Source organism: Pelomonas sp. KK5 (assembly GCF_001984095.1).
Classification (GTDB): domain Bacteria; phylum Pseudomonadota; class Gammaproteobacteria; order Burkholderiales; family Burkholderiaceae_C; genus KK5.
The window spans coordinates 1-14,734 of the sequence record NZ_LYVQ01000008.1 but is presented as its reverse complement, the minus strand read 5'-3'; the positions used below and the strand labels follow the sequence as shown (position 1 = coordinate 14,734).

Genomic DNA, 14,734 nt, shown 5'->3' with positions numbered 1-14,734 from the left:
AATCTGCCAACATCAGCGAAATCAACGATATGGCACCCGTCATCGACAAGTTCGACCGGCAGATTCTCGACATCCTGCAGCGCGAAGGCCGCATCAACAACCAGGAACTGGCCGACCGCATCGGCCTCTCGCCCTCGCCTTGCCTGCGCCGCGTGAGGGCGCTGGAGGAGGCCGGGCTGATCACCGGCTACCGGGCCGTCGTCGATGCGCGCAAGCTGGGCCTGACGCTGACCGCGCTGGTCTCGATCTCGATGGACCAGCACACGCCGGAGCGCTTCGCCGGATTCGAGGCGGTGATCGCGACGCTGCCCGAGGTGGTCGAGTGCCTGCTGATCACCGGCCAGAGCGCCGACTACCAGCTCAAGGTGGTCGTGCGCGACATGGACCACTACCAGTCGCTGCTGCTGGGCCACCTGACGCGCATCCCGGGCGTCAGCGGCGTGCACAGCAGCTTCGTGCTGCGCCAGGTGGCCACCGACGGGCGGCTGGCGGCGGCCTGACTCAAGACCACAGGCTGCGGACCCGCGCCGCCACGTCGATGGCCGGCGCGGCGGGCGCTGCATCCGCCGCGGGCACCGGCCCGCGCGGCGCCGCCCCCACCTGCTCGAACAGCCGCGCCACCTTGCCGGGGATGAAGCGGCTCAGCGTGGCGTAGACGTGCACGTCGCCATGGCGCCGCTGCTGGCGCACATAGAAGCGCTGCGGCGCGATCAGGGCCAGGTGTTGCTTCGCGCGGGTCATGGCGACGTAGAGCAGGCGGCGCTCCTCCTCGATGTCGGCCTCCTGGCCGGTGGCCATGTCCGAGGGCATGCAGCCGTCGACCACGTTGAGCACATGGACCGAGGTCCATTCCTGGCCCTTGGCGGAGTGGATCGTCGAGAGGATCAGGTAGTCCTCGTCCAGGTGCGGCACGCCGGATTCGTCGCTGCTGGCATTGGGCGGGTCCAGCGTCAGCTCGGTGAGGAAGCGCTCGCGGTCGCCGAAGCCCTGGGCGATGCGCAGCAGCTGCTCCAGGTCGGCCAGGCGCACCGTCGCGTCGTCCGGGTGCAGGCGTTCGAGCTGCGGCTGGTACCAGTCCAGCGCGCGTTCCAGGTCGCCAGGCCAGGCGCTGCCGGCGGCCAGTGCCAGCATCAGCTGGCGCAGCGCCTGCCACTCGATCGCCGCGGCCGGCGGCGGCGTGAACTCGCGCAGCGCCAGCCAGGGATCGACGGCGCCTTCCATCGCATCGAGCAGGCGCCGCGCGCTGGCCGGCCCGAAGCCCGGCAGCAGCTGCGCCACGCGGAACGCCGAGAGCCGGTTGCGCGGGTTCTGCGCCCAGCGCAGCACGCCCAGCAGGTCCTTCACATGGGTGCTCTCGAGGAACTTGAGCCCGCCGTACTTGCGGAAGGGGATGTTGCGGCGGGTCAGCTCCAGCTCCAGCGGCGCGCTGTGGCTGGCGGTGCGGAACAGCACGGCCTGGTGGATCAGCCGCAGGCCCTCCTCGCGGCGGCGCAGCACCTCGTCGGCGACCCAGGCGGCCTGGGCGGCCTCGTCCTGCAGCACCACCAGGCGGGCGCGCTCGCTGGCTGCCCTGTCGGACCAGAGCTGCTTGGCATGGCGCTGGCGGGCCAGCGCGATGACGGCATTCGAGGCTTCGAGGATGGGCTGGGTGGAGCGGTAGTTCTGCTCCAGCGTGACGATGCGCGCGGGCGGCTGGAACTGCGCGGGGAAGTCCAGGATGTTGCGCACCTCGGCGGCGCGGAAGGAGTAGATCGCTTGGGCGTCATCGCCGACCACGGTCAGCCGCTGCCCCTGCGGCTTCAGCGCCAGCAGGATGGACGCCTGCAGCCGGTTGGTGTCCTGGTATTCGTCGACCAGCACATGCTGGAAGCGCTCGCCCAGCTCGGCGGCCAGCACCGGCTCGGCCATCATGTGGACCCAGTAGAGCAGCAGGTCGTCGTAGTCCAGCACCTGCTGCTGCAGCTTGGCCTCGGCATAGGCACCGAACAGCTGCTTCAGCCCGTCCAGGCAGCCGAAGCACCAGGGGTAGAACTGCTGCAGCACCTGGTCCAGCCGCGCCTGGCTGTTGACCACGCGCGAGTAGATGGACAGGCAGCTGGCCTTGAGCGGAAAGCGCTGCTGCTTCTCGGACTCGGCCAGGCCCAGCGCCTGGCGCTGCAGGCCCATCAGGTCCTCGGCGTCGGCGCGATCGAGGATCGTGAAGTTGGGCGCCAGGCCGATGCGCTCCGCGTATTCGCGCAGCAGGCGCGCGCCGACGCCGTGGAAGGTGCCGGCCCAGGGCAGCTGCGGCGGCGCCTGCGTGGCACCGTAGCCCAGCGCCCGGTGCAGCGCGCGGCCGACGCGCTGCTGCATCTCGGCCGCCGCGCGGCGCGAGAAGGTGAGCAGAAGGATGCGGTTCGGGTCCGCGCCGTCCAGCACCAGGCGCACGACGCGCGCGGCCAGCGTCTTGGTCTTGCCCGAGCCGGCGCCCGCGATCACCAGCAAGGGGCCGAGCTGGTGATCGACCGCCTCGCGCTGCTGCGCATTCAGGTCCTCGAAGGGGTCATTGCCGGACATGCGCGAATCATATACTGTACGCATATCCAGTTATTTCCACGGAGTGTTCGATGAGCATCCGCATCGGCACCGCCTCCTGGGCGGCCAAGACCCTGATCGACACCGGCCGCTTCTACCCGCCCCAGGCGAAGACCCCGGCCCAGCGCCTGCGCTACTACGCCACGCAGTTCCCGCTGGTCGAGGTGGACACCAGCTTCTACGGCATCCCCGCAGAAGACACGGTTCGTCAATGGGCCCTGCAGGTGCCGGCCGGCTTCACGATGAACGTCAAGGCCTTCCGCCTGTTCACCAACCACCAGACCTCCCCCGCCGTGCTGCCGGCCGACCTGCGCGACGCCCTGCCCCCGGCGCTGAAGACCAAGGCCGTCATCTACTACCGCGAGCTGCCGGCCGAGTTGCTGGAGGCGCTCTGGCAGCGCTTCGAGCAGGCGCTGCGGCCGCTGCGCGAAGCGGGGCTGCTGGGCCTGGTGCACTTCCAGTTCCCGCCCTGGCTGGTGCGCAACCGGGCCGGCCAGGCCCATGTGGCGCTGTGCGCCGAGCGCATGGCCGGCTGCCGGCTGGGCGTCGAGTTCCGCAATCGCAGCTGGCTGGACGAGGCCCACGCGGCCGACACCCTCGCCTTCCAGCGCTCGCTGGGCGTGGTCCACACGATCGTCGACGAGCCCCAGGGCTTCACCAACAGCGTGCCCGCCGTCTGGCAGACCAGCACCGAGGGCCACGCGCTGGTGCGCCTGCACGGGCGCAATGCCGGCAGCTGGAACATCAGCGGCGCCGTCTCGTCCTCGGCCCGTTTCGACTACGACTACGACGACGCCGAACTGGAAGGCCTGGCCCACCGCATCATCGAACTGGACCGGCCGGGCCTGGACCTGCAGGTCGTCCTGAACAACAACGCCGAGGACCAGGCGCAGCGCAACGGCCGCACGCTGATGAAGCTGTTTGCGGAGCTCGGGGCGAACCTCGTCACCCCGGGCGCCCAGCGGGCAGCGGCTTAGGCGAGACGCTCCCAGAGGAAGGCATAGCCGAGCGCTTCGAGGCGCGCGCGCTGCGCCGCATCGGCCGCGCCGCCATGGCCGCCTTCCACGTTCTCGAAGTAGGCCACCTGCTGGCCCAGGGCCTGCATCCGCGCCGCCATCTTGCGCGCATGGCCCGGGTGGACCCGGTCGTCGCGCGTGCTGGTCAGGAAGAACACCGGCGGGTAGCGGACCTCGGGCTTGAGGTTCTGGTAGGGGCTGTAGCGCGAGAGAAAGGCCCAGTCGGCCGGCTCGTCCGGGTTGCCGTACTCGGCCATCCAGCTCGCGCCGGCCAGCAGCCGGTGGTAGCGGCGCATGTCCGTCAGCGGGACGAAGCTCAGCACGGCGTTGAACAGCTCCGGCCGCTGCACCATCACCGCGCTGACCAGCAGGCCGCCGTTGCTCTCGCCGCGGATGCCCAGGTGCGCCGGCGAGGTGATGCCCGTCTCTACCAGGTGCTCGGCGACGGCGATGAAGTCGTCGAAGGCCCGTTGCCGGTGTTCGCGCAACGCCGCCTGGTGCCACAGCGGCCCCTGCTCGCCGCCGCCGCGGATCGCCGCGACGACGAAGACGCCGCCCCTCTCCGTCCAGGCGATGCCCTGCGTGGCCGAGTAGCCGGGCCGCTGCGAGACCTGGAAGCCGCCGTAGCCGTAGAGCAGCGTCGGGTTCGAGCCGTCGCGCTTCAGGTCGCCGCGGTGGACGATGAAGTAGGGCACTTTCGTGCCGTCGCGGCTGGTCGCCTCGCCCTGCTCCGCCACCAGGCCGGTGGCGTCGAAGGCCGGCGGCAGCGTCTTCAGCGCCTCGCAGCGGCCGGTCGATGCGTCGCACAGGCTCAGCGTCTCGGGCGTCAGCGGGCCCGAGAAGACCTGGAGGTAAGCCTCGGCCAGCGGATCGTCCGCGATCAGCGGATCGTGCAGCGCGCCCACGCTCAGGGTGCCCAGGCCCGGCACCGGCGCCGTGCTGCCCTGCCAGCGGCCGGCCGCGTCGCAGCGCCACATCTCCAGCTCGCAGCTCCCCTGCCGCTGCGTGACCAGCAGCATGGTGCTGGCCGTCATCGACATGCTGGCCAGCGTGCGCCCGTCCTCGGGGAGGAACACTGGCTGGAATCGGTCACGCTCGCCGCGCAGGTATGAGGCGGCCGGACACAGCAGCACGCTGCCCGGGGGCCAGGTCTTGCCTGCCACCGTCCATTCGCTGCGCAGCGAGAGCATCGCCCAGTCGCGCCAGAAGCCCAGGCCGGCGTCGGCCGGCTTGTCCAGCAGCTGCGGCCGGCCGTCCACCAGCAGGTAGCTGCGATGGTGGAAGAAGTCGGTCTGGCACTGGATCATCGTGCGCTCGAAGCCCGGCGTGCGGTCGCGCGCGGCGCTGACGCGGATATCGCTGCGCTCGGCCTCGAACACCAGCTCGGCCGCCGCCAGCGGCGTGCCGCGACGCCAGCGCCGCACCTGGCGCGGGTAGCCGGACTCGGTCAGCGAGCCGGGACCGAAGTCGGTCCACACGAGCAGCATGTCGGCATCCACCCAGCTCAGGCCGCACTTGGCCTCGGGCAGCGCGAAGGCGTCCGTCGACACGAAGGCGCGCGAGGGGATGTCGAACTCCCGCACCGTCGTTGCGTCGGCGCCGCCGCGCGAGAGCTTCACCAGCACGCGCTCATAGGCCGGCTCCAGCCAGACGAAGCCGCCCAGCACCCAGTTCTCGCCCTCGGCGGCCGCCAGCGCATCGAGGTCGAAGACCGGCTCCCAGGCGGGCGTGGCCTTGCGGTACTCGTCCAGCGTCGTGCGGCGCAGCAGGCCGCGCGGATGGGCCGCGTCGCGCCAGAAGTTGTAGAAGAAGGCGCCCCGGCGCTGGATGCCCGGGATGCGATCGGGCGAGGTCAGCGCGGCGGCGATGCGCTCGCGCATCGGGGCGAACGAAGGCGCGGCTTCGAGCCGGGCCGTGGTCAGCGCGTTCTGCGCGCGCACCCAGTCCATCGCGGCCTCGCCGTCGATGTTCTCCAGCCAGAGCAGGTCGTCGTCGTGGTCAGTCTGCATGCATCGTTACCTCAGCGCAGGGCGCTCAGCGCCAGCACCTGGCGGCAGGCCGCGGCGAGCAGCGCGAGGCTGGCGGCCTGGTCAACCGGTTCTTCCAGCCCGGGCGCCGGCTCGGGCTTGGGCTGGTTCAGGTACCAGGCCATCATGTCGAAGCCCGGTGCCTCGGCGGCGCGGCGGAAGCGCCGCGGCTGCTCGGCCGATTCACGCGCCGCCGCCTGCTGAACGGCATTCATGCCGGGCAGCGTCGCCAAGGTCTGTCGCAGCGACAGCAGCTTCTGCAGCGCAGCCAGGGCTTCGCCCTCCAGCTGCGCAGGCGGCCAGGCGACGGAAGAAAGGATCTCGGCCAGCGAGGCGGCGAAGGCGTCGTCCAACGAATCGGAGAGACCCACCGCCTCCTTGCGTCGCGTTCGCCATTCATCGGCGTCCGCCACGTCGCCGCCCAGCGCGCGCTGCCACAGCAGCGCCAGGTCGCGGCTCAAGCGGCGAACGGCTGCGTCGGGCGGCAGTTCGGGCCACTCGGCCAGCTCGGCGAGCTGCCGGCCGATGATCTCCGGCATCACCGGCCCGAGATCGGCTCCGGGCCGCAGCGCGCCGAGCCAGCGCAGGTAGAAGCCGTCCAGGCCCTGCGCGGCGGCGAATTCGGCGGCGGCCTGGCGGCCGACGGCGCCGTCCAGCAGCTCGGCCCATTGCGACAGTTCCAGCGGCAGGCCGGTCAGCTCGGCGAAGCGCGCCGCGTCCTTGTCCTGCGCCAGGGCGCCGCTCAGCGAACCGTTCTCGCCGTTCCACGCCAGCTTCGGCGAGGGCTTGGCCGCGCCGGCGGCGATCAGGCCGCGCAGGCGCTCGATGCGCTGCTGCTTGAGATCCCGGGATTCCATCGACACGTTCTCCATCTCAAGCAAGGTGCTTGTCCAACTCGACGCAGATGCGCGTCTTCGTCTGCGCATGGATGCCCTGCAGCACCTCGCCCTGCTTCAGCAGGAACAGCGCCGGGATGCCGCGCACGCCGAAGCGGTCGGCCAGTTCCTTCGATTCGTCGAGGTTGGCCTTGACCACCTTGACGCGGCCTTCGTACAGGGCGGCCACGGCGTCGATCGTCGGGTTCAGTGCGATGCAGGGGCCGCACCAGGGCGCCCAGAAGTCGATCAGCACCGGCAGGTCGGACTGGACGACCTCGGCGTCGAAGTTCTGGTGGTCAACGGATGTGATGAGGGCGGATGCCATGAGGAGTCCTTGTCGAAAGGGAGGAAATCAATCAATCAATCAGCAGGCGGAGGCGGCCAGCGGCCGCGTCGCGGCGCGGCCCTGCGCCAGCTCGAGCGCCTGGTCGTGGTACTTCTCCAGCGTGGCGCGGTGCGCGACGCTGATGACCGCCGCCTCGCCGAGCTGCTCGCCCAGCGCCGTGTAGAGCGCGGCCTCGGTCGGGTTGTCGAGCGCGCTGGTGGCCTCGTCCAGGAAGATGAAGCCGGGCCGCGCCAGCAGCACGCGGGCGAAGGCCAGGCGCTGCTGCTCGCCGCCGGAGAGGCGGTGCGCCCAGCGCGCGCTGTCGTGCAGTTCGCCCACCAGTTGCGGCAGCCGGCAGGCCACCAGCGCGCGGCGGCAGGCCTCGTCGCTGAACTGGTCCACCGACTTCGGATAGCAGAGCGCTTCCTTCAGCGTGCCCGCCGGGATGTAGCTCTTCTGCGGAACGAACATCATCGAGCCGCGCGGCGGCAGCTCAACGCTGCCGCGGCCGTAGGGCCACAGGCCGGCCAGCGTGCGCAGCAGCGTGCTCTTGCCGGCGCCGGACGCGCCCTTGATCAGCCAGCGGCCGCCCGGCTCGAAGCGCAGTGCGCCGATGTCGGCCAGCGGCGCGCCGTCGGGCAGCGCCATCTGCAGCTCGCGGGCCTTGAGCACCGGCTGCTTCGCCTCGGCCAGGGCGATGCCGCGCTGCTCCTGCTCGTCCAGCGCCGCGTTCAGGCCGATCAGGCGGCGCGTGATCGCGGACCAGCTCACCAGCGAGCCATACGAGTTGGCGAACCAGGAGACGGCCATCACCGTGGCGCCGTAGGCCATGTTGTTCTGCATCATCTCGCCCAGCGTCAGCTCGCCGCTGAACAGCTTGGGCGAGATCACCAGGATGGGCACCAGGCTCGAATACGAGTTGACGTTCAGGTGCACGAAGTTGAGCTTCAGCGTCTGGCGCATGACCTGGCCCCAGTTCGCCGCGATGTGGCTGAACAGGTGGCGCAGCCGGCCCAGCTCGACCGGGCCGCCGTCGTAGAAGGCGATCTGCTCGGCGTACTCGCGCTGCTGCGAGAGCGCGAAGCGGAAATCGCCCTCCACGCGCTGCTGGTTCATGCGGATCGTCGACAGCCTGCGGCCGGCCCAGTGCGTGATGCCGGTGTTCGACAGCCCGAAGCCGATCGCGACCCAGAACATGTAGCCGTGGATCGTCACGCCGGCTATCGTCACCGAGCCCGCCACCGTCCACAGCAGGTAGCCGAAGCTGGAGAGCAGGCCCAGGTTGGTGATGAAGGAGAAGCCCAGGCCCACGGTCTGCTCGGTGAACAGGCGCACGTCCTCGGCGATGCGCTGGTCCGGGTTGTCGGTGCGCTGCTGGCGCTCCAGCCGGTAGAAGGTGTTGCCCGCCAGCCAGCGACTGGCGAAGACGTCGGTCAGAGATTTGCGCCAGTTGAACTCCACCCACTGCTTGAGCCAGGTGTCGAAGGTGAACAGCGCCGCCGACAGCGCGAAGGCCATCATCGACTGCGTGACCGCCACCTTGAACAGCGCGAAGTCGCGCTTCTCGATGGCGTTGTACGAGTCGCGCGTGAAGTGGGTGATCCAGGCGTTGAAGGCGCTGCCGCTGAGCAGCACCGCCACCAGGATCACCAGCACCACGATGGCCTGCCTGTTGCGCAGCGACCAGTAGGGGAAGAACAGCCGCTTGACTTCGCGCGGCGGGAGTTTCATCTGCTGCATGGTGAGGGCGCCGATCGATCAATAGAAGCTGTAGCGGCCGGTGAAATAGAACTCGCGCTGCTGCTGCAGGTAGCCGGTGCCGAAGAAGCCCGACTCGACCGTGTAGAGGCTGCGGCCGAAGGCGTTCTTGACCCCGCCGACCAGCGACCACTGCTTCGCGTCGTAGCCCGCGTTCATGTCCACGCGCAGGTTGCCGGGATTGGCGGCGCTGAAGCCGTCGTCGTTGCGCTTGCCGCGGCCCATCAGGCCCAGCGCGGCCCAGGCGCCGCGGTTGGGTTCGCCGTCGAAGCGCCAGGTGGCCCAGAGGTTGCCGGTGTTGTGGGCGTAGTAGATGCCGGCGCTCTTGCTGGCCGAGACCTTCTTGTCCACGTAGGCATAGCCCACGCGCAGGTCGAGATGGCGGGTCAGCTGGCCGGAGAGTTCGATGTCGGTGCCGGTGGACTTCACGCCCGACACGCTGATGTAGCAGGAGCCGTTGACGCAGCCGCTCTTGTGCTGCGGGTCGGTCACCGCGACGTTGTGCTGGTCGATGCTGAACAGCGCGCCGGTCAGCGCGATCGTGCTCTGCGCGAACAGGGCCTTGAAGCCGACCTCGGTCTGCACCGCGTCCTGCGGCTGCACCTGCGTGCCGTCGAACTGGAACATGCCCGAGTTCGACGAGAAGCCCTTGGCGCCGCTGCCGTACAGCGACAGCGTCGGCGACCAGCGGTAGACCAGGCCCAGCGAGGGCAGCGTCGCGTCGAAGGTGCGGCCCTTCTTGGCCACGTCCGGCTCGTAGTGGATGCGGCGCAGGCCGATATTGCCGGCCCAGTTGCCGATGACGAAATGGTCCAGCGCGAGCAGGCCCTTCTCGTAGGAGATCGAGTCGGAGCCGGAGCGCTTGCCGGGCAGCGTGCGGTAGCCCAGCATCGGGCCCAGCGTGGCGCTGGCATCGGTGGCCTTGCCGCTGGCGATGTCCACCGTGTACAGGGACAGCGTGGACCCGTAGAAGTCGTAGATCTGGCGCATGTCGTCATAGGCCAGCAACACCTTGTGCTCGACGGGACCGGTCTCGAACTCGCCGTTGAGTTCCAGCTTGCCGGTCTTGGTGCGCGCCGTGCCGTCCACCGCCGAGGTGGTGGACAGCACCTGCTGGTCCGACAGGCCGAACAGGCTGCCCAGGTAGGCCGCGGCGACGACGGTGTTGAAGGTCTGGTGGTTGTCCGAGTACTTGAAGTCCACCGACCAGCGGTCGAACAGCTTCTTCTTGCCGCCGATGGTCATGATCTTCGAGGTCTGGTCGGCGAACTGCCGGTCCGGCGGGATGTGCAGCGGCGGCGCGTCGGACGGCAGGCGGTCGGTGTCGGTGAAGACCTGCAGCCGCGGCGGCTCGTTGCCGGACTGGTATTCGTAGGACAGCGTCAGCTCCGCGCCCAGCGCCTTGCTGCGCCAGGTGGCCGAGGGGCCGAGGTATTTCTTCGAGGCGCCGGGCAGGCCGTCCCAGGTGGTGCCGGCGCCCTGCTTGTCGGCGACGAGCCGCACCAGCAGGCTCTTGTCCTCGGTCACCGGCGTGTTGGCGTCGACGCCGACGTCGTAGTAGCCGCGGCTGCCGATGGAACTCGCCACCTCCAGGATCTTGCGCGGCTCGGGTGTCTTGCTGATCACGTTGATCACGCCGCCGTAGCCGGCCGACAGGCCCGCGACAATCGCGTCCGGGCCCTTGACCACCTCCACGCGGGAGATCGTCATCAGCGGCGCGTCGAACGATTGCGCGGAGCTCTGCACGTCGCCGTTGCGCGCGATGGCCGCGTAGAAGCCGCGCATCGCGTAGGAGCCCTGACCGGTCTGGTCGCTGATGCCGGCGAAGTTGCTCAGCGCGTCGCGCAGGCTCTTGGCCTGCTGGTGGGCCAGCACATCCTGCGAGACCGAGGTGACCGACTGCGGCAGCTCCATCGGATCGATGTCCATGCGCGTGCCGGTGCGCGCCAGGTCGCCCAGGTGCAGGTTCTGGCCGCGCACCAGCACCACGTCCAGGCGCTGTAGTTCCTCGTCCGTGAAGACATGGTGGGCACCCGCCACCAGCACGACGCCGTTGGGGCTGCGCAGGATCTTCAGGCCGCTGCCTTCGAGCAGCTTGTCCAGCGCCGCATCGGCCTCGAACGAGCCCTGCACGCCCTTGCTGGCGTGGCCCTTGAGGTCATCGACCTTGTAGACCAGCTGGCAATCGCACTGCGCCACATAGGCCTCGATCGCCGCCTTCAGATCACCTGCCGGGATGTTGAACGCGCGCGGCGCCGCCTGTGCCGCCAGGCTCAGCAAGGCGCCGGAACAGGCGATCGCGAGCTTCGTCAACATCCTCTTTCCTGTCGTCATGTCCACTCCTCATCCTCGATGCCAGCAAGCCGCTGGTACTGTTCCAGGACGGGTGGGCTGTCATGGTCCCGTAATGATTTTTCGCCGGCGAGGGAAAACACCGAGCGGGACTTTTCTCAATTGCGAAGGACGATCTGCTCGTTTTCGTAGCTCGCCTTGATGCCGAAGCCGGTGCTCAGCAGCTCGATGAAACCCTGCAGGTTGTTGGGGTCGAAGCTGCCGCCGAGCTCCAGCCGCGCGGCCTCGCCCTGCACCACCAGTTGCCGCCGGTTGTAGCGGTTGAACTCGGCCGCGATCTCGGCCAGCGACTGCCGCTCGAAGACCAGCCGGCCGCTGCGCCAGGCCAGCCGGTTCTCGACCTCGCGGTCGCTGCGCTGGACCACCAGCATCGAGTCCTTGTCGGCCACGGCGACCTGTCCGTGCAGCATCACGGCCGAGGCGTCCGGCGGGCCCTCGGGCGACTCGACGCGCACGCGCCCCTCCAGCACGGTGACCTGCGTCTGCTCGCCCTTGCGGTAGACCGAGAACTTGGTGCCGAGCACGGTGATGCGCTTGTCGCCGGCGATGACGACGAAGGGGTGCTCCGGGTCCTTGGCCACGTCGAAGAACACCTCGCCCTGGTCGACCCAGACGCGGCGCTCGCTGCGCGTGACGGCGACGCGCACCTTCGATCGCGTGTTGAGCGTCAGCCGCGTGCCGTCTTCCAGCGCCACCATCTGGCGGCTGCCGAGCTCGGCGACATAGCTGGTGGGCCGGGCGCTCGGCGCCTGCTGCGCACGCCATTGCTGCACGCCGACGATGGCCACGAGCGCCAGCGCCGCGGCACCGCCCGCCAGGCCCCAGGCGGGCCGTGGTGCCGCCAGGTCCTGCAGCGCCCAGCCCCAGCGGCGCAGGCGCTCTCGCCACGCACGTGGCCGCCCGGCAGCGGCGCCCCGCAGCGCCTCCATGCCGTCGGCCCGCTGCCAGCCCTGGCGCAGCCGCAGCCAGGCCACGCGATGGGCCAGGTCGGCGGCCAGCCAGGCCTCGAATTCCTGCTGCGCCTCGGGCGGCAGCGTGTCGGCGTCCTGCCGGGCCAGCCAGGCAGCGGCCTGCGCCTCGATCTCCAGGTGCCTCGTGCTCATCGTTCGGTCTCCCTGCGGCGGCGTTTTTGTGTCCACGCCTGTGCCAGTTCCTTGGCCGGCCCGCCCAGGCTCTGCGCCAGCGCGCGGATGCCCAGCGTGACCTGCTTCTCCACGGTGCCCAGCGCGATGCCGAGCTTCTCCGCGATCTCCTTCTGCGACAGACCCTCGATCTTGCGCAGCGTCACCACCTCGCGGCAGCGCGGCGGCAGCGCCTCCAGCGCCTGCTGAAGGCGGCGCAGCTCGCGGCGCGAGTCGGCGACGCGGTCCGGGCCGATGTCGTCGCTCAGCGCACCGAGCGCGTCGGGCTCGGCGACCAGCTCGATGTCCACCACCTGCAGGCGGCGGACGCGGTCGATGATCAGGTTGCGGGCGACCGCGAACAGGAAGCTGCGCGGGTTCTCGGGCAGGCCGCTGGCGCGGGCCGCCTCGTAGACGCGCACGTACACGTCCTGACGCAGGTCGGTCAGTTCATCGGAATGCCGCCAGTGGCGGCCGAGCAGGCGCATCAACGCCGGCTCCTGCGGGAGCACCTCGGCGATGAACCAGTCATCGAGCGCCTGCGGATCGGGCATGGGAGCCTTCGGGGAAAGATCAAGCATCGTCCCGGAAGAGACGAACGAGCCGGAAAAAACCCGTAAGCGCCTTCCCGTTCAGGCGGGTGCCAGGCCTCGCTGGCGCAACAGGGCATCGATCGCCGGCGCGCGGCCGAGGAAGGCCCGCACGCTGTCGGCCATCGGCCGGCTGCCGCCGACCTCCAGCACCTGTTCGCGCCAGCGGCGGCCGGCTTCGACGCCCTGGGCCTCGAAGGTCTCCCAGGCATCGCAGGCCAGGACTTCCGCCCACAGGTAACTGTAGTACCCCGCCGCGTAGCCGCCGGCCCAGATGTGCGAGAAGGCGTTCTGGAAGCGGTTGTAGCCGGGCGGCGCCAGCAGCGAGACCTCGGCCCGCACCTCGTCCATCACCGACTGCGCTGCGCCGGCGCGGGCCGGGTCGGCATGCAGGCGGATGTCGAACAGCGAGAACTCGACCTGGCGCAGCAGGGTCAGTCCATTCTGGAAGTTACGGGCGGCCGTCATCCGCTCGAACAGCTCGCGCGGCAGCGCTTCGCCGGTGTCCGCGTGGGCGGAGATCCGCTGCAGCGTCTCCCACTGCCAGGCGAAGTTCTCCATCCACTGGCTGGGCAGCTCGACCGCATCCCACTCGACGCCGGAGATGCCGGCCACGCCCGGCACCTCGACGGTGGACAGCAGGTGATGCAGGCCGTGGCCGAACTCGTGGAACAGCGTCACGACCTCGCCGTGGCGCAGCAGCGCCCGCCGGCCCTCGACAGGCGCGGCCGAGTTGGTCACCAGGTAGGCCAGCGCGGTGCGCAGCGAGCCATCGGGCCGGCGCCAGCGGGCCTGGGCGCCGTTCATCCAGGCGCCACCGCGCTTGGCTGCGCGGGCGAAGGGGTCGAGCAGGAAGCGGCCCAGCAGCGCGCCGGCGCGTGTCTCGATGCGCCAGCCGCGCACGCTAGGGTGCCAGGCGGCGGTGGCGCTGTCGTCGGCGGTGATCGTGATGTCGAACAGCGATTCCGACAGGCGGAACAGCCCGTCGAGCACGCGCTCCAGCGGGAAGTACGGCGTCAGTTCCTGCTCGCTGAAGGCATGGCGCTCGCGGCGCAACTGCTCGGCGGCGTAGGCGAGGTCCCAGGGCTGCAGATCGTCGATGCCCAGCCGCTCGGCGGCGAAGGCGCGCAGCTCGGCCAGTTCCTGCTCGGCCATCGGCCGCGCGCGGCGGGCCAGGTCGAGCAGGAAGGTTTCGACCTGCGCAGCGTCCTCGGCCATCTTGCTGGCCAGCGAGGTGGCGGCGTGATGCGGCAGGCCGAGCAGCGCGGCGCGTTCGTGGCGCAGCGCGAGGATCTCGGCGATGACCGGGCCGTTGTCCAGCGCGGCCGGGCCCAGCTCGCTGGCGCGGGTGACGTTGGCGCGGTAGAGGGTCTCGCGCAGCGCGCGCTTGCGGGCGTACTGCAGCACCGGGCCGAGGCAGGGTTGTTGCAAGGTCAGGCGATAGCGGCCGTCGGCGGCGAGGCGGTCCAGCACGTCCTGAGGCAGGCCGTCCAGATCGGCGGCATCGACGTGGAGGACGAAGGCGTCCGTGGCGTCCTGGACATGGTTGGCGAACTCGCGGGAGAGCACGGCCGAGCGCTGCACGCTGGCCTTGAAGCGGGCCTGGCCGGCGGCGTCGAGCTCGGCGCCGCCCAGGCGCAGCGAGCGCAGGCTGTTGGACAGGGCCTGGCGCTCGGCAGGCAGGAGCGCTTCGCCGCCCTCGGCGCCGCGCAGCAGCGCGAACAGCTGCGAGTCGCTGGACAGCCGTGCGTACAGGCCGGTGACCCGCGGCTGCGCCGCCGCGATGGCACTGCGCAGCGCCGGCGTGTCGAGCACGCCCTGCAGGTGCTGCACCGTGTCCCAGGCGAAGGCCAGCGCCTGCAGCGGCGGGTCCAGCGTCTCGCCGAGCTGGCGGAAGTCGGGCGGGAAGCCCGGCGCGGCGAGGCGGGCCAGCGCCTGTTCGCAGCGCGACACGAGCTCGTCGATCGCGGGCCCGATGTGATCGGGGCGGATCGCATCGAAGGCGGGCAGCCCGCTGTCCGACGCGAGCAAGGGGTTCTTGTCGTCCATGTTCAGGCGCCCTGCTGTTCGAGGAAGCGCTGCGCGTCCAGCGC

Annotated in this window: 11 protein-coding genes; 2 read left to right on the top strand and 9 right to left on the bottom strand. The window is 70.3% G+C overall.

What is annotated here, in order from left to right; genetic code table 11:
* Positions 1-29: 29 nt before the first annotated feature.
* Positions 30-500 (top strand): Lrp/AsnC family transcriptional regulator, encoded by a 471-nt coding sequence (locus B0W88_RS02080; protein ID WP_077032991.1) that lies wholly within the window; start codon positions 30-32, stop codon positions 498-500.
* A gap of 1 nt (position 501) precedes the next feature.
* Here B0W88_RS02080 and B0W88_RS02075 read toward each other — a convergent pair whose 3' ends face one another.
* Positions 502-2,556, bottom strand: a complete 2,055-nt coding sequence (locus tag B0W88_RS02075) for an ATP-dependent helicase (RefSeq protein ID WP_369973836.1) — start codon at positions 2,554-2,556, stop codon at positions 502-504.
* Between the two features lie 50 nt (positions 2,557-2,606).
* On the opposite strand from B0W88_RS02075, the gene B0W88_RS02070 reads away from it, so the two are divergent.
* Positions 2,607-3,551 (top strand): DUF72 domain-containing protein, encoded by a 945-nt coding sequence (locus B0W88_RS02070; protein ID WP_077032989.1) that lies wholly within the window; start codon positions 2,607-2,609, stop codon positions 3,549-3,551.
* Here the strand turns inward: B0W88_RS02070 and B0W88_RS02065 are convergent.
* The 8 genes from B0W88_RS02065 to B0W88_RS02030 all read right to left on the bottom strand — a co-directional run bounded on the left by B0W88_RS02065 (position 3,548) and on the right by B0W88_RS02030 (position 14,690).
* Positions 3,548-5,599 (bottom strand): prolyl oligopeptidase family protein, encoded by a 2,052-nt coding sequence (locus B0W88_RS02065; RefSeq protein ID WP_077032988.1) that lies wholly within the window; start codon positions 5,597-5,599, stop codon positions 3,548-3,550. The genes B0W88_RS02070 and B0W88_RS02065 overlap by 4 nt on opposite strands.
* 11 nt (positions 5,600-5,610) lie before the next feature.
* The gene (locus B0W88_RS02060) at positions 5,611-6,474 is read right to left on the bottom strand and encodes a hypothetical protein (RefSeq protein ID WP_144006544.1); all 864 of its coding nucleotides are present in this window, start codon (positions 6,472-6,474) and stop codon (positions 5,611-5,613) included.
* Positions 6,475-6,490: 16 nt separating this feature from the next.
* Positions 6,491-6,820 carry a co-chaperone YbbN gene (locus B0W88_RS02055; RefSeq protein WP_077032986.1) on the bottom strand — a complete coding sequence of 110 codons (330 nt, stop codon included), beginning with the start codon at positions 6,818-6,820 and terminating at the stop codon, positions 6,491-6,493.
* A gap of 39 nt (positions 6,821-6,859) precedes the next feature.
* On the bottom strand, positions 6,860-8,560 hold the full coding sequence (locus tag B0W88_RS02050; protein WP_083748508.1) for an ABC transporter ATP-binding protein/permease: 1,701 nt from the start codon (positions 8,558-8,560) through the stop codon (positions 6,860-6,862).
* 18 nt (positions 8,561-8,578) lie between these two features.
* Complete coding sequence (locus B0W88_RS02045; protein ID WP_077032985.1) at positions 8,579-10,894, bottom strand: TonB-dependent receptor; 2,316 nt, start codon at positions 10,892-10,894, stop codon at positions 8,579-8,581.
* Between the two features lie 134 nt (positions 10,895-11,028).
* Entirely contained in the window at positions 11,029-12,033 is a 1,005-nt protein-coding gene (locus B0W88_RS02040) for a FecR domain-containing protein (RefSeq protein ID WP_077032984.1), read from the bottom strand.
* On the bottom strand, positions 12,030-12,605 hold the full coding sequence (locus tag B0W88_RS02035) for an RNA polymerase sigma factor (protein ID WP_077032983.1): 576 nt from the start codon (positions 12,603-12,605) through the stop codon (positions 12,030-12,032). Before B0W88_RS02035 ends, B0W88_RS02040 begins: the two co-directional genes overlap by 4 nt.
* Before the next feature lie 78 nt (positions 12,606-12,683).
* Positions 12,684-14,690: a M3 family metallopeptidase gene (locus tag B0W88_RS02030; RefSeq protein ID WP_198937743.1), complete on the bottom strand. Its 2,007-nt coding sequence runs from the start codon at positions 14,688-14,690 to the stop codon at positions 12,684-12,686.
* Positions 14,691-14,734 lie beyond the last annotated feature (44 nt).

What these genes read in the sequence shown, in the direction of transcription:
- B0W88_RS02060 (WP_144006544.1), bottom strand. Translation starts at nt 6,474, where the DNA reads ATGGAATCCCGGGATCTCAAGCAGCAGCGCATCGAGCGCCTGCGCGGC.
- B0W88_RS02080 (WP_077032991.1), top strand. Translation starts at nt 30, where the DNA reads ATGGCACCCGTCATCGACAAGTTCGACCGGCAGATTCTCGACATCCTG.
- B0W88_RS02030 (WP_198937743.1), bottom strand. Translation starts at nt 14,690, where the DNA reads ATGGACGACAAGAACCCCTTGCTCGCGTCGGACAGCGGGCTGCCCGCC.
- B0W88_RS02065 (WP_077032988.1), bottom strand. Translation starts at nt 5,599, where the DNA reads ATGCAGACTGACCACGACGACGACCTGCTCTGGCTGGAGAACATCGAC.
- B0W88_RS02035 (WP_077032983.1), bottom strand. Translation starts at nt 12,605, where the DNA reads ATGCCCGATCCGCAGGCGCTCGATGACTGGTTCATCGCCGAGGTGCTC.
- B0W88_RS02040 (WP_077032984.1), bottom strand. Translation starts at nt 12,033, where the DNA reads ATGAGCACGAGGCACCTGGAGATCGAGGCGCAGGCCGCTGCCTGGCTG.
- B0W88_RS02055 (WP_077032986.1), bottom strand. Translation starts at nt 6,820, where the DNA reads ATGGCATCCGCCCTCATCACATCCGTTGACCACCAGAACTTCGACGCC.
- B0W88_RS02045 (WP_077032985.1), bottom strand. Translation starts at nt 10,894, where the DNA reads ATGTTGACGAAGCTCGCGATCGCCTGTTCCGGCGCCTTGCTGAGCCTG.
- B0W88_RS02075 (WP_369973836.1), bottom strand. Translation starts at nt 2,556, where the DNA reads ATGTCCGGCAATGACCCCTTCGAGGACCTGAATGCGCAGCAGCGCGAG.
- B0W88_RS02050 (WP_083748508.1), bottom strand. Translation starts at nt 8,560, where the DNA reads ATGCAGCAGATGAAACTCCCGCCGCGCGAAGTCAAGCGGCTGTTCTTC.
- B0W88_RS02070 (WP_077032989.1), top strand. Translation starts at nt 2,607, where the DNA reads ATGAGCATCCGCATCGGCACCGCCTCCTGGGCGGCCAAGACCCTGATC.